Raw genomic sequence first — 24,577 nt, forward strand, 5'->3', positions numbered from 1 at the left:
GCCTGCTCAACCGTTGTGTGGGGGTGCGTCTTCACCATGTCAGGGGCCTTCATGCGCCGTTTCCGTTGCCCATCGTGCCAGCACGAGGTCTTCTTTCCCAATACCGCCTGTCTCTATTGCGGCTCTGTGCTGGGCTTTGCGCCCGGTGGAGGCTTCGCGCTGATCGGCGACGATAACCCCGCCTGCGCCAACCGCGCCACCATCGACTGCAACTGGATCGCGCCGGAGCCGGGCGCGCTGTGCCTGTCGTGCCGCCACACCACCGTGGTGCCGGATCTGACGGTCGAGGGCAATATCGAGAAATGGGCCCGCATCGAAACCGCCAAGCGCCGCCTGATCCGCCTGCTGTACCGGCTGGAACTGCCGCTCAACGACGACGAGGGCAACCCGGCCCCGGTGTTCGAGCTGAAAGGCGATCCCATCGATACCGGCAAGCCGCGCGTGCTGACCGGGCATGAGAACGGCACCATCACGCTCAACATCGTCGAGGCCGACGATGCCGAGCGCGAAGCCATGCGCAGCGCCATGGGCGAGCCGTATCGCACGCTGTCGGGCCACGTCCGCCATGAGGTCGCGCATCATTATTTCGAAGCGCTCACCGGCAACGACCCGGCCCAACGCGAGGCCCTGCGCGCGGTCTTTGGCGATGACCGCGCGGATTACGGCGAGGCGCTGAAAGCGCATTACGAGAACGGCCCGCCCGCCGACTGGGCGCAGAGCTTCATCTCGTCCTATGCCACCGCGCATCCCTATGAGGATTTCGCCGAGACCTGGGCGCATGTGATGCATGTGCTCGACGGTCTGGAAACCGCGCGGGCGTTTTCTCTGGTCGGGGCGGATCTGCCCGAGGATCTGCACGATCTGGCGCTCAGACCGATGGAGCGGCTGGCGGAATCCTGGGTGGCGCTGTCGGTGTCGCTGAACGCGGTCAATCAGGCGATGGGGCACGAGACGTTCTATCCGTTCGTCCTGTCCCCCACCGTCATCGCCAAGATGGAGGCGATCCGCGCCCTGATAACCCGCAACTGGCAGCTCTGATCCCCTCAGTCCCGCGGGGTCAGGCGGAGCAGCTGGCCGGGGGCGTCGTCCTCGATCAGCCAGACCGCCCCGTCGGGGGCCATGGCCACATCGCGGATACGGGCGTCCATGTCCCAGCGCTCGGCCTCGTCGGCCTGATCGCCGTCAACCGTGACGCGCACCAATCCCCGCGCGGCCAGCCCGCCGATCAGCGCCGAGCCTTGCCAGTCGGGGAACAGATCGCCGGTGTAGAACACCATCCCGGCAGGGGCGATCACGGGCGTCCAGCTCAGGCGCGGGGCCTCGAACTCGGGGCGTTCTTCGTGGTCGGGGATGGCCGAGCCGCTGTAATTGCTGCCATTCGACACCACGGGCCAGCCATAGTTCAGCCCCGGCGCAATCAGGTTCAGCTCATCGCCGCCGCGCGGTCCCATCTCGTGCAGCCAGAGGTTTCCGTCGGGCGCAAAGGCCAGCCCGTAGGGGTTGCGGTTGCCCAGCGTCCATAGCTGCGCCGCCACGCCGACCTCATCGGCAAAGGGGTTGTCCGCCGGGGTCGAGCCGTCCAGCATCAGCCGCAGCACCTTGCCGCGCGCCTGCGCCGGATCTTGCGCGCTCTCGGACAAGGTGCGCTCGCCCAGCGTCAGGAACAGATGCTCGCCCGCCGGGTCAAAGGCGATGATCGCGCCGGGATGCCCGCCGCCACCGCCCTGCGGCTGACGCCACAACTCCTCGACATCGCGCAGGCTTGTCCCGTCCAGCCGCGCGCGGGCCAGCACGATCTGGCTGCCGTCCTCGCCGGGCGCGGCATAGGTCAGATAGATCAGCCCGCTCTGCGCGAAATCGGGGGCAGGGGCGACATCATGCATGCCCAGCTGGCCCTGCTGATGAACCTCTGGCACGCCCGAAATCTCGGTCTTCTCACCCTCGGGCGTCACCACGAACAGATGCCCTGCGTGTTCCGTCACCAGCATCCGCCCGTCCGGCAGCGCCGCAATCGCCCAAGGGGTGTCGAAATCGGCTACCGCCTGCACCGCGAAGGGTTGGGTCGGACTGTAGTCGCGTGCGCCGACTGTCCGGCCATTGGCGAGAATCGGCAGCACAGCAAGCGCGGTTCCGGCGATCAGGCCAGAAAGGATAAGAACGGAGCGCGGACGCATGGGGGTCTCCTGGTCAAAGGGCAGGCGCAGGGGGCCTTTGCCCTAATCTAGCGCGCAAGGGTGCCGGGGGCACGTCACCGCCCGCGCACGTTTTTGTCAGGAGCCACCGCGCGTTGCGCCCCCGGCACCCGTCCGCATCGCGCGCCGGGTTGCGCGCAACACAAAGGTGTCGGCGGGATGCGCTTGCAGGTCTGAAACGCCGGGCGGCTACAGCCGGGGCATCCCTTTGGGCCGGGACAACCGCTTTTGCGCTGCCACCCGGAACGGCGCATTCGCCGCGCCATAACCCTGATAGCCGCCGCGCCGTTCGATCAGTTCGATGAACATCGCACCGGCGAAATTGCGCGAATAGAGCTGAAAGAACTCGGCCTCGCCGTCGCGGTCATAGAGAATGTTATGCGCCTGCAAGCGGGCCAGAAACGCCGGGTCCAGCTCGAACCGGGCGGTCAAATCGGCATAGTAGTTGCCCGGCATCGGCAGCGGTTCAAAGCCCAGCACCGCCAACCGTTCGGCCGTGGCAAAGATGTCATCGCAGGCAAAGGCCACATGCTGCACGGCTGCACCAAAGCTGTCGGCCAGAAAGCCCCCGGCCAGTGTGCGGTGGTTCTCGGCCCCGTTCAGCGTCACCCGCAACCCGCCATCGGGCGAGGACAGCGCCTGACTGCGCACCAGCCCGTCGGGGTCGATGACGTCGACCATCGGCGTCTTGGTCATGCCGAACAACGAGGAATAGAACAGCGACCATGACAGCATCTCGTCATAGCTCATGGTCAGCGCAAGGTGATCAACCCGTGTCAGACCCGCGCCGGGGGCAGAGTTGCCAGTGCGCGTAAACTCCACCTGCCACACATCGCTGAACCCGTCGTCAACGAAATGCAGAACCGAGCCGCCGACGCCGCGGATGGCCGGGATCGGCAGTTCGCCGGCCTGACGCGGCTGGCTGAATGCCGCGGATCCCAGCGCGATTGCCCGGGCAACCGTGTCTGGGGCCGAGGCCACGCGCAGCCCGATATCGCAGATATTGGTGCGGTGGACGGTAAACGTGCTGCCCGCGTGGCCCTGCGTTTCGGCGTTCAGCAGAACGCGGATCGCGCCCTGTTGCCACAGGGTCAGATCCTTGGCGATGTGGCGGCCCGTCTCGGCAAAGCCCAGCGTGCGCAGCAGGGCGGCGATGCTTTCGGCCTCGGTCCCGCGGGTGGCGATCTCGATGAACTCGACCCCCTGCGCGGGCTTGGGTGCCGGGATCGGTGGCAGATCGACCGTCAGCGACGGCTCGGCCCGGCGCACGCTGTCCATCAGGTGGATCAGTGAGCGGTGGCCATCGCGGGCAATCGCGCGCGGCAAGCCGCCGCGAAACTGGTCGTTGAAGATTTCCAGACTGATCGGCCCGCTGTAGCCCGTCGCCATCACCGCGCGCATGAAGCCGGTGACGTCCAGATCGCCCTCGCCGGGCATGTTGCGAAAGTGGCGCGACCAGTAGAGCAGATCCATCGGGATCGCGGGCGCATCGGCCAGCTGGACAAAAAAGATCCGGTCGCCGGGAATGCGGCGGATGGTGTCGGGGTCGATCCCCCGGCCCAGCGTGTGAAAACTGTCCAGGATAAGTCCGACATTCGCATGATCGGCGCGGCGCACGATTTCCCACGCATCGCGGTGGTCATCGACATGCTTGCCCCATGCCAGCGCCTCGTACCCGACGCGCAACCCGCGCTTTGCCGCGCGCTCGCCCAGCTCGGCGAAATCCGCCGCTGCGCGGTCGACACCGCCCTGCGCCTGCGGATGCACGGACGAGCACACCAGCATCAGATCGCAGCCCAGTTCACCCATCAGATCGAACTTGCGCTCGGCGCGTTCAAAGGCCCGCCGCCGCAGGTCGCCCGGCAGCCCCTCGAAATCGCGGAACGGCTGGAACAGCATCAGATCAAGCCCCGCGTCCCGGATGCGGGTCGCCAGCGCGCGCGGGCTGCGGGCGTCGGCGATGAAATCCTGCTCAAAGATCTCGATCCCGTCGAATCCCGCCGCCGCGATCGCTTCGATCTTTTCTTCCAGATTTCCTGCGATGGAAACGCTGGCGATCCCGCATTTCAGCATGGCTTACCCCTGATATCCCAACACACGCGGCAGATAGAGCACGAAGTCCGGGCAGAAGGTGATCACCATCAAGGCCACGATCAGAATCGCAATGAACGGTGCCAGATCCTTGATGATCGGGATCAGCGGTTGCTTGGTGATCGCCGCGACGATGAACAACAGCAGGCCGTAAGGGGGCGTGATCAGCCCCAGCATCGCGTTGACCACCAGCACCACACCGAAATGCACCAGATCAATCCCCAGCGCCTGCGCAGCCGGGATCAGGATCGGCACCACGATCAGCAACAGCGCTCCGGCTTCCAGCACGCAGCCCAGCACCAGAAACAGGATGTTGACGGCGATCAGGAACCCGACAGGCCCCAGATCCATCGCGCTGAGCATCGCGGCGACCGAATCCGGCACATTTTCGCGCGTGACCACATAGTTGAAGGACAGCGCCCCGGCGATCAGAATGCCCACCGACGCCGTTGAGCGGGCCGAACCCAGCAGCGCCTGATACAGCCCCCGCGCGCTGACCGACCGGTACAGCACGACCGAGATCACCAGCGCATAGGCAGCGGCGACGGCGGCGGCCTCGGTCGGTGTCATCACCCCGCCATAGATACCGCCCAGCAGGATCACCGGCAGCATCAGCGCCGGGATCGCCTGCCATGTTGCGCCGGGCAGTTCGCGCAGCGGAATGCCGTCATCGACCGGGAACCCGCGCCGATGGGCGATCACGCCGTTGGTGACGGCCATCAGCAGCGCCATCAGCAGGCCGGGCAGGATACCGGCGGCGAACAGAAAGCCGACCGACTGGCCCGAGACCAGCGCATACAGCACCATCGGGATCGACGGCGGGATGATCGGGCCGACAATGGCCGTGGCGGCAGTGATCGCGGCGGCATAGCTGGGGGTGTATTTGCCGTCCTTGGTCATCATGGTGATGACGATCTTGCCCATGCCCACGGCGTCCGCCACGGCCGAGCCGGACATGCCCGAAAAGATCAGCGACGAGACCACGTTTACGTGCCCCAGCCCGCCCCGGAACCGACCCACCAATGCCTGCGCAAAGCGCAAGAGCTTGTCGGCCAGCGAGCCGATATTCATGATGTCAGCGGCCAGAATGAACAGCGGCACCGCCAGCAGCGTATAGCCGTTGAACAGACCCTGCATCATCGTCTCGGCGGCGATGGAGACGTCGTAGCCCTTGAGCATCAGGTAGACAAAACTGCCCACCAGCATCGAGATGCCGATGGACTGACCCATCAGCGCCAGCGCCGCGATCAGCACCATGGCCAGGGTGAACGGATCAGTCATAATCATGGCCCTCGGGATGGATCGGCGTCACATAGCGGCTGCCTGTCCCCCGGATCGCACCCCAGACGTTAAGCAGGCTGCGGATGATCACGGCGACGGCGAAGGCGATGTAGATCGCAAAGACATAATTGTAGGGGATGCGCAGGGCGGGCGTGCGCTCGATCCGCATGAACTGCACGTAGTCCCAGCACTTGGGCAGCGTATAGGCCAGGATCGCGGCGCAGATCAGGCCGGTGGCAACGTCGAGCACCCGGCGCGCGCCCAGCGGCAGGCCGTTGTAAACGATATCCAGACGGATGATGTCGCTGTCGCGCACGACAAAGGCATAGCCGAACAGGATGCCCCAGAGCCACGCGATCGAGACAAACTCGACCGTCCAGTTGGTGTAAGTCACCGGCAAGGCAAGGATATAGCGAAACAGGATCTGCAGCAGGAAGGTGAGAAACATCGCCGCCAGCATCAGCGCAATGAAATTCTCGGCGCGTCGCTGCAACCATCCAAGGATCGGCGCAAAGCGGGTCATGGCGTGTCTCCGTCAGGGCGGGCAGAGGCTGCGACGGCGACCGTACCGGGCCACCGTCGCGCGCTGGGCGCAGGCTTATTGGCCGACAGCGCCGATGGCATCGACCAGCCCGTCAGGCCAGTCCGCCGAATAGGGCGAGTTCATGTAAACCTCGGTCACATGCGCCTGAAACGCGGCGTTGTCAGGGACATAGACGTCGATGCCCTGCGCTTCGAATTCGGCTTGCAGGGTCGCTTCCTGATCCAGCGTGATCTGGTCAAGCGCCGCTTCGAACTGGTTGGCACACATCTGCACGCGCTCTTGCTGCTCGCCGGTCATCGCGTTCCACTTGGACATCGAGATGGTGAATTCGTTCGCCGCGATCAGGTGGTTGGTCAGCGCGATATGGGTCAGCAGCTCGTCGAAATGCATCGAGCGGGTGGCCGGAAAGCCGTTATCCTGCGCGTCGATGGCATGCGTTTGCAGCGCGGTGTAAACCTCGGTGAAGGCCACCGGCACCGGGCTTGCCCCCATCGCCTGACCGACGAACTGCCAACCCTCACCACCGGGCATCCGCAGACGGACACCGGCCAGATCCTCAGGCGTCATGTAGCGGTGGTCGCCGATATACGACAGGTGGCGCGCGCCGATATAGGGGAAGGACAGGAACTTGATGTTGGTCGCGTCCTCGACCTGCGCCCACAGATCATCCAGCACGTCGCTGTTATAGACCGCGCGCATGTGCTCATAGTCGCGGAACAGGAACGGCAGACCCAGGACCGAGGTCGCCGGGACCTGATTGTAAAAGTCAAAGATCGCCAGATTGGCCATGTCCAGATTGCCGCGCTGCATGGCGGTCAGCTCGGTGCCCTGCGCGAACAGAGTCGCGCCGTGATAGGCTTGGAAGTTGAACTCGTCGCCCAGACAATCGCCGAATTCCGTTTGCAGCAGCTGCGAGCGGATATCGGTGTCGGACACCGTGTCCGAATAGATCAGTTCGACCGTTGCCGAGGCGGCGCTGGCACTCAGGGTCGCAGCGGCGGTGCCGCAGGTCAGAAGAGTCTTCAGAGTCAAACGCATAATATCCTCCCAGTAGCGTTTGGTGCGCCCCGAAGGGTGCAGGTCAGGTGAAACTGTCGAATGTGGCGCGCATCCGCGCCGGGTCGGGCTTGCGCCCGGTGAACAGCTCGAACGCCAGAACCGCCTGAAAAACGGCCATGCCCGAGCCGTCGATGCCGTGACAGCCCTTGGCGCGGGCCTGTTGCAGGAACGCGGTTTCCAGCGGGAAGTAGACGATATCGGCAACCCAGTGGCGCGGCTCGACCAGCGCCATGTCCAGCGGCGTGCCGGGCAGTTTGGCCATGCCCACCGGCGTTGCGTTGACGATGCCGTCGGCCGCAGCGGCGGCAACGCGCAGATCAGCCGCCAGGCGCACCCGCCCGACCCCCAGCCGCGCGGTAATCGACCCGACCAGCGCCTGGGCGGCAGCGGCGTCCACGTCCTGCACGAACAGCAGCCCTACGCCCGAGTCGAGCAGCGCATTGGCCACCGCGCCCCCGGCACCGCCCGCGCCCAGCAGCAGCGCGCAACCATGCGCCTGCGCGCCGATGTCGCGGCGAAAGCCCTCGGCAAATCCGGCGTAATCGGTGTTGTGTGCCACGCGCCCGTCCGGCCCGAAAACCACGGTGTTGGTCGCGCCGACCGCCAGCGCCGAAGGCGCGATGCTGTCGACGTGGTCAAGCGCCGCGCGCTTGAACGGAAAGGTCACGTTCACCCCGGCCAGCCCGTCCGCCTGCGCCTGATCGAGCAGGGCGGCGATGTCGCGCGTCGCCAGCTGATCGGCGTCGATCAACTCATAGCCATAATCCAGCCCCAGCGCGCGGCCTTCCTCGATGTGCATGCGTGGCGTGCGCGATGCGCCGATACCGGCCCCGATCAACGCCGCACGCAAGCCCGGACCGGGCGACGCAAGGGTCACAGGTGATGGCGCTGCGGACATGCGGATCGATTCCTCCCTCGGCTCCTGCGGCTCAAATTGTACCGACAAGTTAATTGTGTCAATTGAAATGTTCCGCTAGGTTCATTTCCAACGGAAGAGGAGCACCACCCGATGGGCGAAGGCGTGATGGACGGCGGGCAGGGCCGGCAGCGATGGAAGCAAGATCCTGAGGGGGTTCGCCGCGCGATTCTGGATGCGGCGCAGGCTGAATTCGCCCGCCATGGCTATGCCTCGACACGGGTCGAGGATATCGCGGCGCAGACCGCGACCTCCAAGCGTATGATTTATTACTATTTCACCGACAAAGAGGGGCTTTACCTGCAAGCGCTTGAATCAGCCTATGCGCAGGTGCGTCAGGGCGAGGCGGCGCTGCGGCTGGACCACTTGCCGCCGGTGCAGGCGCTTAGAACATTGGTCGAATTCACCTTTGACCACCACCGCGCGCATCCTGATTTCATCCGGCTGGTGATGATCGAAAACGTCCATAACGCCGACAATCTGCGCGCTTCGGGTCTGATCGGGCGGGTCAACAAGGGGGCTATCGAGAAACTGGCCGATCTCTTGGCACGGGGGCAGGCGCAGGGCCTGTTCCGTCCCGATATCCTGCCGTTGGAACTGCACTGGCACATCTCGGCGCTGTCCTTCTTCAATGTTTCCAACCGGCCCAGCTTTACCGAAAGCTTCGGCGATTCCCTGTTCGCCGAAGCCGGTCAGGCCCGGCTCAAGGCGCAGGCGGTCGAGGCCGTCTTGCGCCTGGTTCAGGCCGGTGCCGACACCCCTACACCCACCCCGGAGCCCCCTATGCTGAACCCTGAACTCACTGGCTTTCTGACGGCATGGACCGAGAAATGGGCCGCGTTGCCCCCCGGTGCCTCGCCTGCTGACCGGCGCAAACGGTTCGAGGTGATCGCCGCCGAAATGCGCCTGCCGACGCCCGAGGATGTCGATTGCGAGACCGAGCACTGGATCGACTCCAAGGCCGGTCCGGTCCGCGTGCGGGTGTTTCGCCATCGCTCGGGCGGGACGCAGCCGTGCCTGATCTACATGCACGGCGGGGCGTGGATGCAGGGCTCGCCCGAGACGCATTGGGACATCACCAGCCGCATCGCCTCGACCAACAGGCAGACGGTGATCAGCGTCGATTACGCGCTGGCACCCGAGCATCCGTTCCCCGCCGCGCTGGATCAATGCGGGGCGGTGGCGCGCTGGGCGCATGCGACAGCGGGCAGTCTGGGCATCGATCCGGCGCGCATCGCGGTGGGCGGTGACAGCGCGGGCGGCAATCTGGCGGCAGCGCTGGCGCTGGATCTGCGCGGCTCCGAGGTGCCGCTGATCGCGCAATTGCTGATCTACCCGGCCTGCGATTTCGACAAATCCCGCCCCAGCTATAGCGAAAACGCCGAAGCGCCGCTGTTGCAGGTCAAGGGCATGGACATGGTCAACGCGATGTATTCACCCGACACCGCGCAGCTGCACACCAACCCCCGCGTCGCCCCGCTGGTGGCCGCATCGCACGCAGGCCTTCCCCCCGCGTTCATCGCCGTCGCGCAAAACGACCCGCTGCGCGATTCCGGGCTGGCCTATGCCGATGCGCTGCGCAGCGCGGGTGTGCCGGTCACGCAGGACGACGGCACCGGCCTGATCCACGGCTATCTGCGCGCGATGGAATATTGCGCCGCCAGCCGTACCGCGCTTGCGGCGATGACCGACTGGCTGGCACAGCAACAGACCGTCTGAGCCCCCAGTGGTGACCCGGCAGGCCTTTGGCTTGCCGGGTCGCCGCGCTCACTCCGGCGACTGGGCCAGCGCGTCTGCCAGCGCAATCCGCCGGGCCGCGCTGTAGCGGTGCCAGAACTCCCACCCCAGCAAGACGACGCCCAGCAGCACCCCGATGACATCGGTGTAATCCGCCCCGGCAAAGGCGTTATAGGGCACCAGCGCAAGGATGCCGGTGACAAAGAACACCAGCCGGTGCAGCGGGCCCAGCGGGCGCACCATGAACCCCACCATCCCGACCGAGCACAGGAACACCCCGAACACGGCGGTTGAGGTGGCCAGCACGATCTCAAGCGGCGCACCCTGCATCACCAGCGCTGGCGACGACACGAACAGGAACGGCACGATATACGCTGTCCATCCCAGCCGCATCGAATGCAGCGCCGTGCTCAGCGGATCGGCCTTGGCGATGGTCGCGGCGGCATAGGCGGCCACGGCGACCGGCGGCGTCAGAAAGGACAGCAGGCCGAAATACATCACATACAGATGGGCCGAAATCGGCAGGACTCCCAGCTCGACAATCGCCGGGGCAACCAGCGCGGCCAGCAACACATAGACCCCGACCGTCGGCAGACCCATGCCCAGAATGATGCACACCACCGCCGAGATCAGCAGCAGCAGGAACAGATTGCCTTCGCCGACGGAAACCAGCGTCAACGTCAGGCTGAAGCCCAGACCGGTCAGCGACAGCACGCCGATCACCATACCCGCCCCGGCGGTGATCACGATGATGTCCAGCGCGCCCAGCCCGGTGCGATAGATCGAGGCGAAAAGGTCAGCGATCTTTGGCCGCTTGCCCTTGTAGCCAAAGGCCAGCGCCGTCACCAACAGCGCGCCGATGGCGGCGACAACGGCCATCTGCGGCTGCCAGTTGAGTGAGAACAGCGCGTAGATCATCACCACGAAGGGCAGGAAGTAATGCCAGCCCGCCTTGAGCACCGCGCCCGCGCGGGGCAGCTCGGACGCCGGGATCGCCTTGATCCCGGCCTTGCCCGCGTCCAGATCAATGATGATGAACAGCGCCAGATAATACAGGATCGCCGGCACCAGCGCCGCCAGCAGCACCTGCGAGAACGGGATCTGCAGGAACTCGGCGATCAGAAAGGCCGAGGCCCCCATTACCGGCGGCATCAATTGCCCGCCGGTCGAGGCCACGGCCTCGATCCCCGCCGCGCGGGCGGGCGAATAGCCTGAGCGTTTCATCCACGGGATCGTAATCACCCCCGAGGCCACGACATTCGCCACCGCACTGCCTGACACCGAGCCGAACAGCAGCGAGGCCAGCACGGCGATCTTGGCCGGCCCGCCGCGATAGCGCCCCATCAGGGCCAGCGACAGGTCGGATAGGAACTCGGCCCCGCCGGTGGCCGACAACAGGCTGCCGAACAGCAGGAACGCGATGATCACGGTGCAGGCCACGATGATCGGCAGGCCCAGCATGCCGTTCACGTCGATTGCCAGATAGGCGGTCAGCCGCTCGATATCGGTGGCGCGGCCCTGCAACATGCCGGGCACGAAATCGCCAAACAGCCCGTAGAGCAGGAACAATACCACGATGATCGGCAGCGCCCAGCCGGTCGAGCGGCGCAGCGCCTCGATGCTCAGCACCAACAGCGCACCGCCCGCAATCACCCCGTCGCGCGGGCGCATCAGCACCAGATCCACCAGATTGGGAATCTCGACCGCCAGATAGAGGCCCGCAGCCAGACCGATGGCCGCCAGCACCCAGTCATGCGGCGGCACGTTGTTGCGCGTGCTGCCGCGCCGGAAGGGAAAATGCAGAAAGGTCAGGGCCAGACACAGCCCCAGCATGCCCGCAACGAATTGTTGGGTCAGGATATTCAGCCCGACACGGCGGAAAAGATCGGCCCCCCAAAGCAGCGCCGCAATCGTGATCGCCGAGGCGATCACGATCTTTGTATAACCCACAAAATCACGAGAGACCTGTACGTCACTGTCGCCCATGGTCGGCGTGTCCGCCATTTCGTGTCTCTCCTGACTCACCGTGTCGCTCACTCGGCTGCGGGCATGATGCCGACTTCGTTAAAGAAGCGGACGGCGCCGGGGTGGTATTCGATGGGAGAAAGCGGTCGCGCCATCATCGCCGGGTCAAAGCCGCGGAACGCCGGGAAGGTGGCAATCAGCTCGTCCCGGTGCTCGTAAATCGCCTGCGTGACATCGTGGACAATATCGTCCGAGGTGCTGGCGCTGGCGAACATGATCGCGTCGATGGCCAGAATGGTCGTCGGCTCGGTCACGCCGGGCGCGCCCGGCCGCGGGTCGAACTGGCGGAAATAGGCTTGCGGCAGGAATTCACGGATCGCGGCCAGTTCCTCGTCCGTGCCGCCAAAGGGCAGCACACGGACGCCACCGACGGCCGCGTCAACTTCGCTGACCTTGGCAGCACCAAGCGCAAAGAAGAACGCATCCACGCGCCCGGCGGCAAAATCATCCGCGCCGCCGACGGTATTGGCGACCGTGACGCTTTCCACGTCAGCCTCGGTCATGCCGACGCTGGCATAGATCGCCTCCATCATCGTCGCGGCGATCTGCTGGCTGCTGTAGCCGCCCGGTACGGTGTGGCCGCGCAGATCGGCGATCGAGTGGATGTCCGAATCCGCCCGTACGAACATGCCGAACTGCAACGGGAACATCACCCCCAGGGCGCGCAGGCCTTCTTGCGGACGGCCCTCGAAATGCTCGCGCCCCTCCAGCGCGACCCCCACTTCATGCGCGGTGCCGACGCCGAAGTCGATGTCGCCCTCACTGATCGCCGGGATATAGACATTGGCGCTGGCGAAGGGCTGCAGAATGGCCCGGATGCCCGCTTCGTCGTTGATGATCTTGGCAACCGCCGTGCCCGCCGAGTGAAACAGCGAGCCGGGTGTTGCGGTCCCGACCGTCACCATTTGTGCAGACACCTGCTGCGCCGGAAGCGCGAGCAGCAGCGCCGACAGCGCAAATACTACCGTTTTCATTGTTCCTCCTTCTCGGGTTTCCCGCGCCAGTGATCCAGCGCCCTCCAAACCCGATTTCCCTGAAGTCCCATGACCCCGAAAGGCCACCTCCAACACCCTCAAGCCTAATACAGCCAGCGTCAGGGTGACTAGCGAGGCTGGCTGAACAGGGTGTTCTTATTTTGGAACATGCCGCGCGGCTAAGCCTGGGTCTTGAGATGCTCGGTAATCCGGTCCAGCAAGGCCCGCATCTTGCGCGGCGCATAGCGGCGTTCCAGATAGGTCGCCGAGATCAACAGCGGCGGGCTTGTCCAGGCCAGCGGCAGCCGGATCAAGCGCCCCGCTGCCACGTCCTGCTTGCACATGATGTCGGGCATCAACCCGATGCCGAGGTCTTGCAGCGCCAGTTCCTGCACCAGCACGGCGTGGTTCACCACGACCCGCGGCGTCAGCGCCACTGTCGTGCCGTCCGGCAGGCGCATGTCGGGAAACACCCGGTCGCGCTGCTGGTACTGGTGCAGGATGACATCGTGGTTCACCAGATCGTCCAACGTGGCCAGTGGCCCGCGCTGCGCAAGATAGCCGGGGCTGGCGTAAAAGCTGCGCGGCAACTCGGCCAGCCTGCGCATCGGGTTGTGGGTTTCGGCGGGCAGACCAAAGTGAATCGCCACGTCAAAAGGCTCTTCCGCCACATCGACAACGCGGTTCTGTGCTTCGATCTCTAACCGCAGGCCGGGGAATTCCTTGGCGAAATCCGCCAGCGGGTGGCTGATCCAGCTGACAAAAAACACCGGCATGCTGATTCGCAGAACGCCGCTCATCTCTTCCTGCATCTTGGTCGTGTGCAGGTCGGCGTTCTCCAGCTCCTGCGCGATGCTTTCACAGCGCAGATACAGCGCGTGGCCGATTTCGGTCAGTCCCAGTGCCCGTTGACCCCGCTTCAACAGGGTCGATCCCAACTCTTGCTCAAGGGCTGTCAATTTGCGGCTGATGGTGGATTTGGGCATGCCCAACTTGAGCGCTGCCTTGTTGATGCTGCGCGCGTTCACCGTTTCATAAAACAAAAGCAACGCATTGAGATCCAGTCGTCGCGTCATGCCAGATATCCCGCAGTTCCGGCGCTCGGGCCGCATGGTGTTCCAATTCTGGAACTTAGCGTTCGCCCCCGCTGTCTAGTCAAGCGGAACCGTGTCCTTATTGTTTGCCGGAACGCTCGACTTACCAAGAAGGCCGCCATGACGTTCGGAACTGCGAGACCCCAAACCGCAACGCGCCCCGAAGTGCGCCGGCCGATCCGCAGCCTTGCTGACATCGAAGCAATCGAAGCGCAGCGCTATGACGACGTCGTGCCGGTTCACAACACGCATCAGTTGCTGCAACGCTCTGCCGCGCTGTTCCCCGAGCATACCGCGCTGACCTATCTGACCGATGGATCGCTCGACAGCGACGTGACCACGCTGACCTTCAGTGACCTGCTGGCCGATGTGAACCGCGCGGCAAACGCCCTGCGCAGGCTGGGTCTGAAGCCTGACGAAACGGTCGCGCTGTTGATGCCCTCGATGCCCGAGGCCTTCGTGTCGCTCTTTGCCGCGCAGGCCGCCGGGCGGGTCTGCCCGATCAACTACATGCTCGCGCCCGAGCATATCGCCCATCTGCTCGACAGCGTAAACGCCACGGTTCTGGTGGCGCTGGGACCGGATGCCGAGCTTGATATCTGGTCAAAACTCTCCGCGATCCGGCAGCGCTCACGGTCCCTGCGCGCGGTGGTCTGTGTCGGCGACGCGCCCGAACCCTGGGCGCATAGTTTCGCCGCCCTCATCGCTGCCGAATCCCCGGTGCTGTCCTTTGACGTCACCGCCACCCGCGACAGCATCGCCAGTTTCTTCCACACCGGCGGCACGACCGGGGTGCCCAAACTGGTGACGCATACTCATGGTAACGAGGTCCATGTCAGCTGGTTCGGCGGCATGTTTTACGACATGGGCGACGGTGATGTGATCATCAACGGCTTCCCGCTGTTCCACGTCGCGGGGGCGTTTGTGCTGGGTGGCAGCGCCATCGCCGCCGGGGCGGCAACGCTGATCCCGTCGAAACTGGGCATGCGCAACAAGGCTTTCGTGCGCGATTTCTGGCCGATCACCCGGCGGTTCGGCGTGACCTTCCTGTCCGGTGGGCCGACCTTTGTGTCGACCATCCTCAACCGCCCTGTTGGCGAGATCGACATCAGCGGCGTGAAGGCGCTGTTTGGCGGCGGCTCACCCATGCCGGTGGAAACTGCCGCCCGGTTCGAGACCGCCTTCAACGTGCCCTTGCGCAGCATCTATGGCATGACCGAGGCCTCGGGCCTTGCCAGCGTTATCCCCCGCGCCGCACAGCGGGTGCCGGGCGCGTCCGGCTGGCGGCTGCCGTTCTGCGAGGTGGCCGTGTTCGCGCTGAACGACGAGGGCGAGCCCGACCCGCAAAGCACCCTGCCGCCCGGTGTCATGGGCGCGCTTGCCCTGCGCGGCCCCAACATCAGCCCCGGCTATACCGACCCGTCGGTCACCGCCGCCGCCTTTACCGCGCAAGGCTGGCTGCTCACCGGCGACATGGGGCAGGTCGCCGAGGACGGGCAGATCGTCGTGATGGGCCGCTCGAAAGACGTCATCATCCGCAGCGGTCACAACATTGACCCGGCAGTGATCGAAGAAGCCTTGATGCAGCACCCCGATGTGCAGCTGTGTGCCGCCGTCGGCCAGCCTGACGCCTATGCCGGTGAGCTTCCGGTCGCGTTTGTTCAGGTCCGGCCCTCGCGCACGATCACCGCGCAGCAGATCCTTGAGGCAACGCGCGGGCATATCCCCGAGCCCGCAGCGGTCCCCAAGGCGCTCTATCTGATCGACGCGCTGCCGCTGACAACGACGGGCAAGATCTTCAAGCCCGCCCTGCGCCGCATGGCGGTCGAACGGGCGTTTTCGCAGCAGTTGACGGCGCTGCTGCCGGATGGCGCGTTGGAAAGCGTGACCTGCCTTGAGGAAAAGGGCGCGCGGCGGGTCGAGATCCGTCTGGCAGGTGACGCCGCGCCGGGCAGCGAGGCCACCGTCGCGCAGCACATGGCCGGGTTTGCCGTGCCCTATGCGCTGGTCAGCGACTGACTACCAGCCACCCTCGCGCAGCCATTCTTCCAGCAGTTCCATCTTTTCCAGCCCGAAGAACGGCTCACCATCGACGATGAAATACGGCGAGCCGAACACGCCCTTGGCCAGCGAGGCTTCCACCCCCGCGTTGAGCAGCGCTGAAGCCGCGCCGCTTGCATGCGCCTCGGCCAGCGCAGCGCGGTCGACGCCCTGACCGGCGGCAAGGTCCAGCAACGTGTCCAGCTCTCCAATCGCGCGGCCTTCCAGCCAGTACGCGGCCAGAATGGCCTTGGCGACCGGCTTGGCGCGCATGGGGTCGTGCTCGGTCAGCCAGTGAAACGTCCGCCCGGCGGCCAGAGGGTTGGCCGGTGGATCCGTCAGCTGCCGCCCGAACCGGATGCCATGGCGGCGGCAATAGCGCTGCGCATCCAGCCGCATATAGGGGCCTTTGAGCGGTGTCTTGGGTATGGCTTTCAACCCCATGACCTTCATCACGCTGACGCCCAGCAGCATCGAGGTCCATGTCGTCTCGCGCCCATATTTCGCCGCAAGATCATCCACCCGCAGACTGGCCAGAAAGCCAAACGGTGAAATGAAGTCGAAGTAGAACTCAACCGGGTGCTGGTCAGAAATGGTCGAACCTCCCACATGGAATCGGCTCAAAACAAGCCTATGGCGGTTTTGCGGCGATCCGGGCTGTATGTCCACGGATAACCGTACCGGAAACATCGTCCGGCGCGACCCCACAGCCGTCTGCGCCTTGGCTGCGAAAAGCCAGACTTCGTGGCAACGTTCGAGAAGCCGAAGAGCTGGGTGATCCCCGCTTGCCAGGTTCCGGGCTGTCAGGGTAACCGTTTGCTGCGGGGTTTTACAACGCCCGGTGGAACCGGTCTGCCAGAGGATCGCCGCGCAATGGGAACCCATAACCGTATGCCAGACCCTGACAAACTGCCCGCAAAGACCGTCGCGATGCCCGCGCGTCTCGCTCATGTCCCGCGCGTCACCACTCGCCTGACGTGGCGCATCGCCCGCACCCAAGCACAGTGCGAGGTCGCAGGGTGAGCGTGCCGGTCCCCGTCGCGGTGGTCGGCATGGCCTGCCGTTTTCCGGGTGCGGACTCAACCGGGGCGCTGGCAGAGCTGCTGCGCTCGGGCGGCAGCGGGATCGGGCCGGTCCCTGCCGACCGGCGTGCGCTTTGGGGGCCATCCCCGGCCCTGCCGCCCGCCGCCGGGTTACTGGACGGCATCGACCGTTTTGACCGGCATCCGTTCCGCATCTCTGCCAGCGAGGCCCCGCTGCTGGACCCGCAGCAGCGTCTGGCTCTGGAAATGGCGTGGCACGCGCTCGAGGATGCCGGGCTGTCTCCGGCGGCACTCGAGGGGATGTTCGCCGGTGTCTATATCGGTGCCGGGTCGTCAGATCACGCGATGCGCATGGCCCGCGCGGGGTTGGTGGCTGGCAATCCCCATCTGCCCAACGCGCTGCAGAACGCGGCGATCACGGGCCGGGTGAGCTATTGTCTGGGCCTGACCGGGCCGTCGCTGACCGTCGATACCGCCTGCTCATCGGCGCTGACCGCCGTGACTCTGGCCGGTGACGCGCTCCGTCTGGGGCATTGCGACATGGCGCTGGCGGGCGGGGTGACTGTGTTGCTGGCGCCCGAGGGGTTCTCGGCGCTGGAAAGCTCTCGCGTGTTGTCCGCACGCGGGCAAACCCGCTCGTTCGACGCGGCAGCAGACGGGTTTGTCCGCTCCGAAGGCTGCGGGATGCTGGTGCTCAAGCGCCTGCCCGACGCGCTTGCCGATGGTGACCGCATCCACGCCGTGCTTGCGGGCTGGGCGACTGGGCAGGACGGTCGCAGCAACGGGTTGAGCGCGCCGTCACGTGTCGCGCAGGTACAGGTGATCACCCGGGCAATGCAGGCAGCCGGGGTCACGCCCGACCAGATCGGCGCAATCGAGGCGCATGGCTCGGGCACCGTGCTGGGCGACCTGATCGAGACGCGGGCGCTGGGCGATGTCTTCGCCGGGCGGTCACAGGCTCCGGCGGCGCTGGGGTCGATCAAGGCAGCCATCGGGCATCTTGAGGCCGCGGCGGGCATTGCCGGGCTGATCAAGACGATCCTGATGGTGCGCGACGGGTTCATCCCGGTGCAGCCCTGCTTCACTGACCCATCGCCGCAGGTGGATTGGGACACCCTGCCGCTTGAGGTGCCACGCGCGACGCGCGATTGGCCTGGGCCGCACCGGGTGGCGGGGGTCAGCGGGTTTGGCATGAGCGGCCTCAACGCTCATGTGATCGTCGCGGGCGCAGACGACCATTCCGCGCCTGTTGCCAACCCTGAGGGCACGTCGGCGCTGTTCCTGCTGTCGGCGGCCAGCCCCGCCGCCTTGGCCGCGCGGGCTGGCCAGCTTCACGCGGCGCTGGACGCGCCTGAGGCCTCGCTTGCGCGCATCGCCGCCGCCGTCACGCGCCGCTGGTCGGGACTGCCCCTGCGCGCCGGTTTCACCGCGCGGACGGTGGATGAAGCCAAGGCGGCCGCGCGCCGCATCGCCGCCGACCCGCCGGGCCGAGCCGCACGCCTGATGGGAAAAATTGCGCTCGAAACGGCGCAGCCGTTGGCACCCGCGACCGTCGCGCAGCTGCGCCGGATCTGCCCGGCTCTGGTTGACGGGACGCCAGAGAGCACGGGGACTGCGCCTGTTCGGGTTGCCGCGCCAGACGGGACCGCGAGCGGCGACGAGGCCGCATCGGCGCTCCTCGCGCTGCATCTTGCCGGGGCGACGCTGGTAGCACAGCGCCTTGCACCCGCTGACCCGGCGCTGCCAACGCTTCCGGGCTACCCGTTCGACCGGCAACGCTGCTGGTATGACGACAGGCCTGCGGCAGGAAAGGGATAGATCATGACACTGTACACCCGGATGCGCGCGGAATGAACCTCGCCCTTGGCGGTGGCGCTCGACGATGGGACGACGCACCTGACCTACCACGCGCTGGATGCGGCCACCGACCGGTTCGCGCGATGCCTGCTTGGCCGGGGCCTGCGTACCGGGGACCGGATCGGACTGGCCCTGCCCAAATCGACCGGGCAGGTGGTGGCGCTTCTGGGCGCGTTGCGGGCCGGGATAGCGGTCGTGCCCCTCGATGCCGCCGCCGCTGTCCCCTATGTCACCGACGTCATCGCCCGTACCCGCCCTGCGTTGATCCTGGGCGATCATCCCGCGCGGCACGCCACACCGGCGGTGCCATGGCTGCCCGCGCTTGCCGATGACGCGCCAGAGTCAGGTCTGGCTGCGATGGGCGCGGACCAGCCCGTTCCAGCCTCGACCGAAGCCATCGTTCTGTTCACCTCGGGCAGCACCGGCAGGCCGAAGGCCGTCGCCCATACCCACCGCACCGTCCTTGCCGGGGTGCAGGCCTTGCGTCAGGCCTGGGACATTACCGCGTCGGACCGTCTGCTGCACATTCTGCCGATGACCCACGCGCATGGCCTGATCATCGCGCTGATGCCGCTTCTGATGGCCGGTGCCCGTTTGGACCTGCGCCCGCGTTTCGATCCTGCCGATGTCGTCCGGCGTCTTCCCATGGCGACCTGTTTCATGGGGGTGCCGTTTCATTACGCGCAGCTTCTGGACCATCCCGGTTTCAACGCCGGGGCCGCGACAGGCATCCGGTTGTTCACCTCGGGCTCTGCCCCGTTGCCCGACGACCTGCGCCGTAGCGTTGAAGCCCGCACGCACAAACCGTTGCTGGAACGCTACGGGATGACCGAAACGCTGATTACCACGGCCAATACCCCTGATGCCTTTCGTCCGGGCTCGGTCGGCCGGGCGCTGCCCGGAGCGGATCTGCGGATCCGCGATCTCGAAACCGGAGAGCTGGTGGCCCCCGGCGGCGAGGGCGAAGTCGAGGTCCGGGGGGATTTCGTCTTTGAAGGCTATCAGGACGATCCGTCCGAGACCGCGCTTGCCTTCGGCCCCGACGGTTTTTCCGCACCGGCGATGTCGGGCAGCTTGACGCCGAGAGCTTCCTCACCCTGTCCGGGCGGAGCAAGGATGTCGTTATCTATGCCGGTCTCAAGATCCATCCCGCCGAGGTCGAGGCGGCGCTGCGTCAGGTGGAAGGCGTCGCCGATGCCTGCGCCTTTGGCATTCCCCATCCCCGCACCGGCATGAGCCTGCTTGCCGCCATCGTGCCCAAGCCGGCGGTCGCGCTGGATCCCGCGAAGGTGCGTCTGGCCCTTGTCGCGGCCCTTGCGCCAACGAAAATTCCCAAGCGCATTCATCTGGTGGACGCGCTGCCGCGCAACGCCATGGGGAAGCTGCGCCGCGATGTGCTCTGCGCGCGATTCGCGGCAGACTGAACGCCGCTCAACCGGGATTGACCGCGCACACCAGCAGATAGGCAGACAGGGATACTTCGATCTCGCGGCCATAGGCATGCATGGCGCTGCGGTGCATGACTCCGGCGAACGGCAGGATGGTATCGGCCCTGATATCGCGGATCTCCACGGGCTCAAGCCCCGCCGCCTGCAACGAACGGGCATAGTCCGCGGGCGTTCTTTCGTCGTTGACCGACGGAATGAAGCTGGTGGGCCGGTCGGCAAGAACGTCGGTCAGGATCAGTCGCCCGCCCGGCACCAGCAGCCGGCGCGCCTCGGCGAAGAAGGCACTGCGCGGGCGGAAATGCATCGCGGCCTCGACGGCATGGATGCAATCGACGCTCTGATCGGGAAAGTCCAGCGCGGTCGCATCCATCTGGAGAAAGCGGATCCGCGCGCTGGCGTAGGTGTCGTTGGCATAGGCGATCTGGCGTGCGGAATAATTGATGCCGGTGATTGTGGCCTCGGGGTAGCCTGCCGCAAACAGCGCCGTGCAGGCCCCCAGCCCGCAGCCGACGTCCAGCACGGTGCGGGCCGTGTCACGTTGGGGATCGGTGTCGATATGCAGCGAAACAAGGCGAGTCGCCGCTTCCGGCAGGGTCTCGATCGGCTCACCGCTGGCGCTGCGCCAATAGCCGTAATTGTACAGATCGGTCGTGCCGAACAGGCGCCGAAACGCCGGGTGAAGGATTGCGAAATCGTAATCGTCGGTGTGCAATCTCAGGCGGTCGTCGCCGGGCATGGGTCTTCCTTGGGCTGCAAGGAAAGAGGGTATGCGCAATCGCAAATTCGGTGCAATCCGATTGTTGCGGGGCCGTGCAAACATTGCGGCCACCAAACGGGCAGCGTTCCGGCAGTACCGACGCGACCCCGCAGCGCGAACACCTTGTCGGGCACGCGGTATGTCCTGCGACGGCTCCTGTGTAGGGGCGCGCTGGGTTCGGGATGTTGGGGATTGTGGTGCCGATGAAGGGACTCGAACCCCCGACCCACGCATTACGAATGCGTTGCTCTACCAGCTGAGCTACATCGGCCACGTCGCCCCCTTTACTGTTCACAGGCCTCTTGCGCAAGGCTGAAACTGGCAGGGGGCGTCGTCTTTTGTGGCGGGGCTTACCGTTGGTGCGCCGGGTCGGGCCGCGCCGCCGCTTCGATGATCGCGCGCGCTCGCTCGGGGTCGTTCAGCGCCTGCGCCAGGGCCAGCGCGGCCTTGGCCAGAAACAGGGGCGCGCGCTCGACACCGACCTGATCGAGCGTGGTGGCCAGCGTGTCAAAGACGTCTTCGATATCGGGCATGTCAGGCGACCTTTGTGCTCAGGATGGTGGCGATTGCGGCCAGAACGGCCTGGGGCGTCGGCGCGCTCCACCGTGCGCCGATGTGCAGGTCGGGGCGGATCAGCAGGGCCGCGCCCTTTGCCGCGCCGAGCCGCTTTCCCGCCGCGCCGTCACAGGGCAGGGACAGCACCGTCAGATCGAGATGCGCGACCTCCAGCGCCGGGCCAAAGCACAGCAGGGTGAAGCCGGGGCCAAGGCATTCCGACAGGAACCCGTCCCCCTCGGCCGCATCCGGCAGCATCGCCCCCAGCGCAGCCGCTGGGCCAAAGCCGCCCGCACCCGCCACCACGGCAGGGCTGTCGGCGTAGGTGTAGGGCGTCATCTGGCGCGGGTTGGCCAGTTGCCCGGCCCAGTCCTGCGTCAGCGCCAGAGACAGCGCCGCGTCGCGCATCAGCCGCCAGCCCGCCGTCGGCGGCGTCATGAAGCGCGTCGATTTCTGCGCATTGGCGAAGACATCCAGCGTCGCCCCGCGCCGCTCAGGCGTGTAGCTGTCAAGCAGGCCCTCACCGGCCCGGCCCGTCACCACGCGGCCCAGCTTCCAGCCGATATTCTGCGCATCCGCCAGCCCGTTGTTCAGCCCGCGCACGCCAAAGATCGGCACGATATGCGCGCTGTCACCGATGAAGAACACCCGCCCGTCGCGGTACTCGTCCAGCGCCAGCGTGTTGGCGGAATAGACGCTCCACCACTCCAGCTCCCAGTCGCCGGTATGCCCGATCTCGGCCAGAACCGCGCTCACAGACGCCCGCACCACGTCCTCTCGGGTTGCCTCCTCGGCGCTCTCACCGTCACCCAGCTGATAGTCGATGCGCCAGATGTCCTGCGGCTGGCGGTGAATCAGCACGGTGCCACCGGGGCGGCAGCCCGGATCGAACAGCGCGCGGCGGATGGTCGGATAGTCATGCGCCATCCGCACATCTGCGATCACATAGCGGCCCTCATAATTCTCACCCTTCAGCCGCAGCCCGCGCATCCCCCGGATGGCCGAGCGCGCCCCGTCCGCCGCCAGCAGCCACGGTGCCGACACCCGGTAGTCGCCGTGTGGATCGCTCAGGGTCACCGCCACGCCGCCGTCCTGATCCTCAACCGCCGTCACCCGCGTCTGCCAGCGCGTCTCGATCAACGGCTGGGCCGCGACGGCGTCCCACAGGAACGCCTCGATATACTGCTGTTGCAGGTTGTACATCGGGCGGAAGCGGTCATCCGACCCGTCGGGCATCTGGAACTCAAGGATCTGCTGACCCCGGTACAGCGTCCGCCCCATCGTCCAAGGCAGCCCCTCGCGCAGGAAGGGGGCGACGGCACCGATCCGCTCCAGAATGTGATAGCTCGACCGCGACACACAGATCGCCCGGCTGCCGTCGTTGAACGTGCCCTTGGCCTCGACCAGCAGGCAGCGCACACCCTCGGCTGCCAGTGTCAGCGCGGCGGTCATGCCGACAGGGCCAGCGCCGACGATGATCACCGGCGCATCGGTGTCGCGCGGGGCATCCGCAGCAGGGGCCTCGAACTGCGGATAGGTGAAATAGAGCGAGTCATACTCGCCACGTCCCTCAGGGCGCATGGAATCCTCCCGTGTTGATGTGTATCTAAAACGGGATTGCGGTGCTGTATGTCCCCCGCAAAAGAGGACAGCCATGCTGGAGCTGATAGATCCCTGCCTTGCCCGACTGGGCCAGGATGATTTCGCGCCCGCGTTTCTGAAGGCCGCTCAGGCGGCGGGCGCCGATCAGGTGATGATCTTTGCCTATCGCCCCGATGCTGTCACCTGCCTGTTGTCGCGCAATTTCATCGAAGGTCGGCTGGGCACCCGTCTGGCCGAGGCCTATGTCCGCAGCGGGTTTCGCGACGATCCGCTGCACGCGCGGGTGCTGGCGCTGGAACCGCGGACCGCAGCGTTGGTCGAACTGGCACATTTGACCAGCGCGATGCCCCCCGCCTACCGCACCCGGTTCTTCGACGCGCCGGGGCTGGGCGACAAGGTGGCCGTGCTGGCGACGGGCGAGCGGCTGCATCTGGTGCTGAACCTTTACCGAACGCAACAGGCACAGGGCTGGCCCGAGGATCTGCTGCGCGTTCTGGGCCGGCTTGCCGTCCTGCATTTCGAAGCCCGCAGCGGCACAATGCCCGAAGCCCTGCTCGCCCTGTCGGACCGCGAACGCGCCGTGTGCGAAGGCATTCTTGCCGGTCAGAAGGCCGAGGTCATTGCCCATTCGCTGGGCGTTGCTGCCACCAGCGTGATCACCTACCGCAAGCGCGCCTATGCCAAACTCGGCATATCCTCGCGCGCCGGGCTGTTTGCCATCTGCCGGGGCTGAGGCACGGCTTGACAGTCGCGCGCCCAACGCCCACCCCGTGGCTCATGTCCGCCTCTCTCTCCCCCGCTCAGACCGCTTCGGCGCTGCTCACCGCACAACGCGTGCTGGTCATCGGCTGCGCGGGTGCAGGCAAGACGACCCTGGCGCGGCGGCTCTCCACCCGCTTTGATCTGCCGTTCCAGTCGCTTGACCGAGACGCGCGCTGGTTGCCCGATTGGGTCGCCCGCGATCCCGAGGAACAACGCGCGATCATCACCCGGCTGGCTGGGGCCGAGCGTTGGGTGATGGACGGCACAGATCCTGACAGTCTGGACCTGCGCCTGCCGCGCGCCGATCTGGTGCTGTGGCTGCGCGTCCCGCGCACCACGGCGGTGGCCCGTGTTTTGTGGCGCGGCCTCGTGCACTGGGGGCGGGTCCGCCCCGGCATGGCGCGCGGCTGCCCCGAGCGTCTGCCCACCGCCAGCAATCTGTCGGCCCTGTGGCAGTATGACCGCGATCAGGCCCCGGTCATCGAGCACCACCTGACCCGCTATGGTGCCGACGTGCCCGTCGTCCAGCTGCAGTCCCCGGTCGAGATCGCCCAGCTTTTCGCCACCTGATGCAAAAGGCCGCCCCAGGGGCGGCCTTTC

Annotated in this window: 21 protein-coding genes and 1 tRNA gene; 8 read left to right on the forward strand and 14 right to left on the reverse strand. The window is 66.1% G+C overall.

Annotation, left to right across the window (positions count from 1 at the left end; genetic code table 11):
- Positions 1-51 precede the first annotated feature (51 nt).
- Positions 52-1,038, forward strand: coding sequence for a zinc-binding metallopeptidase family protein (locus EAE28_RS16155; protein WP_127108116.1), 987 nt, complete (start codon positions 52-54; stop codon positions 1,036-1,038).
- Between the two features lie 5 nt (positions 1,039-1,043).
- On the opposite strand, the gene EAE28_RS16160 is transcribed toward EAE28_RS16155, so the two are convergent.
- The 6 genes from EAE28_RS16160 to EAE28_RS16185 all read right to left on the reverse strand — a co-directional run bounded on the left by EAE28_RS16160 (position 1,044) and on the right by EAE28_RS16185 (position 8,065).
- The gene (locus EAE28_RS16160; RefSeq protein ID WP_127108118.1) at positions 1,044-2,174 is read right to left on the reverse strand and encodes a PQQ-dependent sugar dehydrogenase; all 1,131 of its coding nucleotides are present in this window, start codon (positions 2,172-2,174) and stop codon (positions 1,044-1,046) included.
- Between the two features lie 207 nt (positions 2,175-2,381).
- On the reverse strand, positions 2,382-4,262 hold the full coding sequence (locus EAE28_RS16165) for a bifunctional sugar phosphate isomerase/epimerase/4-hydroxyphenylpyruvate dioxygenase family protein (RefSeq protein WP_127108235.1): 1,881 nt from the start codon (positions 4,260-4,262) through the stop codon (positions 2,382-2,384).
- A gap of 6 nt (positions 4,263-4,268) precedes the next feature.
- A complete protein-coding gene (locus EAE28_RS16170) occupies positions 4,269-5,564 on the reverse strand; it encodes a TRAP transporter large permease (RefSeq protein WP_127108120.1) in 1,296 nt (431 codons plus the stop codon).
- Positions 5,557-6,087, reverse strand: coding sequence for a TRAP transporter small permease (locus tag EAE28_RS16175; RefSeq protein WP_127108122.1), 531 nt, complete (start codon positions 6,085-6,087; stop codon positions 5,557-5,559). Before EAE28_RS16175 ends, EAE28_RS16170 begins: the two co-directional genes overlap by 8 nt.
- A gap of 75 nt (positions 6,088-6,162) precedes the next feature.
- Positions 6,163-7,146 carry a TRAP transporter substrate-binding protein DctP gene (dctP, locus tag EAE28_RS16180; protein ID WP_127108124.1) on the reverse strand — a complete coding sequence of 328 codons (984 nt, stop codon included), beginning with the start codon at positions 7,144-7,146 and terminating at the stop codon, positions 6,163-6,165.
- A gap of 43 nt (positions 7,147-7,189) precedes the next feature.
- Positions 7,190-8,065, reverse strand: a complete 876-nt coding sequence (locus EAE28_RS16185) for a shikimate dehydrogenase (RefSeq protein ID WP_127108126.1) — start codon at positions 8,063-8,065, stop codon at positions 7,190-7,192.
- Positions 8,066-8,176: 111 nt separating this feature from the next.
- Between EAE28_RS16185 and EAE28_RS16190 the strand changes: the two genes are divergently transcribed.
- A complete protein-coding gene (locus tag EAE28_RS16190) occupies positions 8,177-9,802 on the forward strand; it encodes an alpha/beta hydrolase fold domain-containing protein (RefSeq protein ID WP_127108128.1) in 1,626 nt (541 codons plus the stop codon).
- Positions 9,803-9,850: 48 nt separating this feature from the next.
- On the opposite strand, the gene EAE28_RS16195 is transcribed toward EAE28_RS16190, so the two are convergent.
- The 3 genes from EAE28_RS16195 to EAE28_RS16205 all read right to left on the reverse strand — a co-directional run bounded on the left by EAE28_RS16195 (position 9,851) and on the right by EAE28_RS16205 (position 13,895).
- Positions 9,851-11,824, reverse strand: coding sequence for a TRAP transporter permease (locus tag EAE28_RS16195; RefSeq protein ID WP_127108130.1), 1,974 nt, complete (start codon positions 11,822-11,824; stop codon positions 9,851-9,853).
- Between the two features lie 29 nt (positions 11,825-11,853).
- On the reverse strand, positions 11,854-12,819 hold the full coding sequence (locus EAE28_RS16200; protein WP_127108132.1) for a TAXI family TRAP transporter solute-binding subunit: 966 nt from the start codon (positions 12,817-12,819) through the stop codon (positions 11,854-11,856).
- A 179-nt stretch (positions 12,820-12,998) separates the two neighbouring features.
- Positions 12,999-13,895 carry a LysR family transcriptional regulator gene (locus EAE28_RS16205; RefSeq protein ID WP_164736664.1) on the reverse strand — a complete coding sequence of 299 codons (897 nt, stop codon included), beginning with the start codon at positions 13,893-13,895 and terminating at the stop codon, positions 12,999-13,001.
- Between the two features lie 138 nt (positions 13,896-14,033).
- Here EAE28_RS16205 and EAE28_RS16210 point away from each other — a divergent pair, with 138 nt between their 5' ends.
- Positions 14,034-15,932, forward strand: a complete 1,899-nt coding sequence (locus EAE28_RS16210; protein ID WP_127108136.1) for an AMP-binding protein — start codon at positions 14,034-14,036, stop codon at positions 15,930-15,932.
- Here EAE28_RS16210 and EAE28_RS23820 read toward each other — a convergent pair whose 3' ends face one another.
- The gene (locus EAE28_RS23820) at positions 15,933-16,562 is read right to left on the reverse strand and encodes a 2-hydroxychromene-2-carboxylate isomerase (protein ID WP_164736665.1); all 630 of its coding nucleotides are present in this window, start codon (positions 16,560-16,562) and stop codon (positions 15,933-15,935) included.
- 410 nt (positions 16,563-16,972) lie between these two features.
- Here EAE28_RS23820 and EAE28_RS16220 point away from each other — a divergent pair, with 410 nt between their 5' ends.
- The 3 genes from EAE28_RS16220 to EAE28_RS16230 are packed head-to-tail and all read left to right on the forward strand — an operon-like array spanning position 16,973 to position 20,277.
- A complete protein-coding gene (locus EAE28_RS16220; protein ID WP_127108140.1) occupies positions 16,973-18,814 on the forward strand; it encodes a beta-ketoacyl [acyl carrier protein] synthase domain-containing protein in 1,842 nt (613 codons plus the stop codon).
- 51 nt (positions 18,815-18,865) lie between these two features.
- A complete protein-coding gene (locus EAE28_RS16225; protein WP_246022399.1) occupies positions 18,866-20,089 on the forward strand; it encodes a class I adenylate-forming enzyme family protein in 1,224 nt (407 codons plus the stop codon).
- A complete protein-coding gene (locus EAE28_RS16230; RefSeq protein ID WP_164736666.1) occupies positions 20,032-20,277 on the forward strand; it encodes an AMP-binding enzyme in 246 nt (81 codons plus the stop codon). The genes EAE28_RS16225 and EAE28_RS16230 overlap by 58 nt, the downstream gene beginning before the upstream one ends.
- Before the next feature lie 7 nt (positions 20,278-20,284).
- Here EAE28_RS16230 and EAE28_RS16235 read toward each other — a convergent pair whose 3' ends face one another.
- From EAE28_RS16235 to EAE28_RS16250, 4 genes are all read right to left on the reverse strand, one after another.
- Positions 20,285-21,037, reverse strand: a complete 753-nt coding sequence (locus EAE28_RS16235; protein WP_164736667.1) for an SAM-dependent methyltransferase — start codon at positions 21,035-21,037, stop codon at positions 20,285-20,287.
- Between the two features lie 216 nt (positions 21,038-21,253).
- A tRNA-Thr gene (locus EAE28_RS16240) sits at positions 21,254-21,329 on the reverse strand.
- Between the two features lie 79 nt (positions 21,330-21,408).
- A complete protein-coding gene (locus EAE28_RS16245) occupies positions 21,409-21,591 on the reverse strand; it encodes a hypothetical protein (protein ID WP_181954500.1) in 183 nt (60 codons plus the stop codon).
- A gap of 1 nt (position 21,592) precedes the next feature.
- A complete protein-coding gene (locus tag EAE28_RS16250) occupies positions 21,593-23,194 on the reverse strand; it encodes an FAD-dependent monooxygenase (protein ID WP_127108146.1) in 1,602 nt (533 codons plus the stop codon).
- A 73-nt stretch (positions 23,195-23,267) separates the two neighbouring features.
- Between EAE28_RS16250 and EAE28_RS16255 the strand changes: the two genes are divergently transcribed.
- Positions 23,268-23,948, forward strand: a complete 681-nt coding sequence (locus EAE28_RS16255; protein ID WP_127108148.1) for a helix-turn-helix transcriptional regulator — start codon at positions 23,268-23,270, stop codon at positions 23,946-23,948.
- Between the two features lie 8 nt (positions 23,949-23,956).
- Positions 23,957-24,547, forward strand: coding sequence for a P-loop NTPase family protein (locus EAE28_RS16260; RefSeq protein WP_220443950.1), 591 nt, complete (start codon positions 23,957-23,959; stop codon positions 24,545-24,547).
- The last annotated feature ends 30 nt before the right edge of the window (positions 24,548-24,577 follow it).

Origin of the sequence: Pararhodobacter zhoushanensis (assembly GCF_003990445.1) — a bacterium.
Classification (GTDB): domain Bacteria; phylum Pseudomonadota; class Alphaproteobacteria; order Rhodobacterales; family Rhodobacteraceae; genus Pararhodobacter; species Pararhodobacter zhoushanensis.

What these genes read in the sequence shown, in the direction of transcription:
- EAE28_RS16155 (WP_127108116.1), top strand. Translation starts at nt 52, where the DNA reads ATGCGCCGTTTCCGTTGCCCATCGTGCCAGCACGAGGTCTTCTTTCCC.
- EAE28_RS16160 (WP_127108118.1), bottom strand. Translation starts at nt 2,174, where the DNA reads ATGCGTCCGCGCTCCGTTCTTATCCTTTCTGGCCTGATCGCCGGAACC.
- EAE28_RS16170 (WP_127108120.1), bottom strand. Translation starts at nt 5,564, where the DNA reads ATGACTGATCCGTTCACCCTGGCCATGGTGCTGATCGCGGCGCTGGCG.
- EAE28_RS16175 (WP_127108122.1), bottom strand. Translation starts at nt 6,087, where the DNA reads ATGACCCGCTTTGCGCCGATCCTTGGATGGTTGCAGCGACGCGCCGAG.
- dctP (WP_127108124.1), bottom strand. Translation starts at nt 7,146, where the DNA reads ATGCGTTTGACTCTGAAGACTCTTCTGACCTGCGGCACCGCCGCTGCG.
- EAE28_RS16185 (WP_127108126.1), bottom strand. Translation starts at nt 8,065, where the DNA reads ATGTCCGCAGCGCCATCACCTGTGACCCTTGCGTCGCCCGGTCCGGGC.
- EAE28_RS16190 (WP_127108128.1), top strand. Translation starts at nt 8,177, where the DNA reads ATGGGCGAAGGCGTGATGGACGGCGGGCAGGGCCGGCAGCGATGGAAG.
- EAE28_RS16195 (WP_127108130.1), bottom strand. Translation starts at nt 11,824, where the DNA reads ATGGCGGACACGCCGACCATGGGCGACAGTGACGTACAGGTCTCTCGT.
- EAE28_RS16200 (WP_127108132.1), bottom strand. Translation starts at nt 12,819, where the DNA reads ATGAAAACGGTAGTATTTGCGCTGTCGGCGCTGCTGCTCGCGCTTCCG.
- EAE28_RS16205 (WP_164736664.1), bottom strand. Translation starts at nt 13,895, where the DNA reads ATGACGCGACGACTGGATCTCAATGCGTTGCTTTTGTTTTATGAAACG.
- EAE28_RS16210 (WP_127108136.1), top strand. Translation starts at nt 14,034, where the DNA reads ATGACGTTCGGAACTGCGAGACCCCAAACCGCAACGCGCCCCGAAGTG.
- EAE28_RS16235 (WP_164736667.1), bottom strand. Translation starts at nt 21,037, where the DNA reads ATGCCCGGCGACGACCGCCTGAGATTGCACACCGACGATTACGATTTC.
- EAE28_RS16245 (WP_181954500.1), bottom strand. Translation starts at nt 21,591, where the DNA reads ATGCCCGATATCGAAGACGTCTTTGACACGCTGGCCACCACGCTCGAT.
- EAE28_RS16250 (WP_127108146.1), bottom strand. Translation starts at nt 23,194, where the DNA reads ATGCGCCCTGAGGGACGTGGCGAGTATGACTCGCTCTATTTCACCTAT.
- EAE28_RS16255 (WP_127108148.1), top strand. Translation starts at nt 23,268, where the DNA reads ATGCTGGAGCTGATAGATCCCTGCCTTGCCCGACTGGGCCAGGATGAT.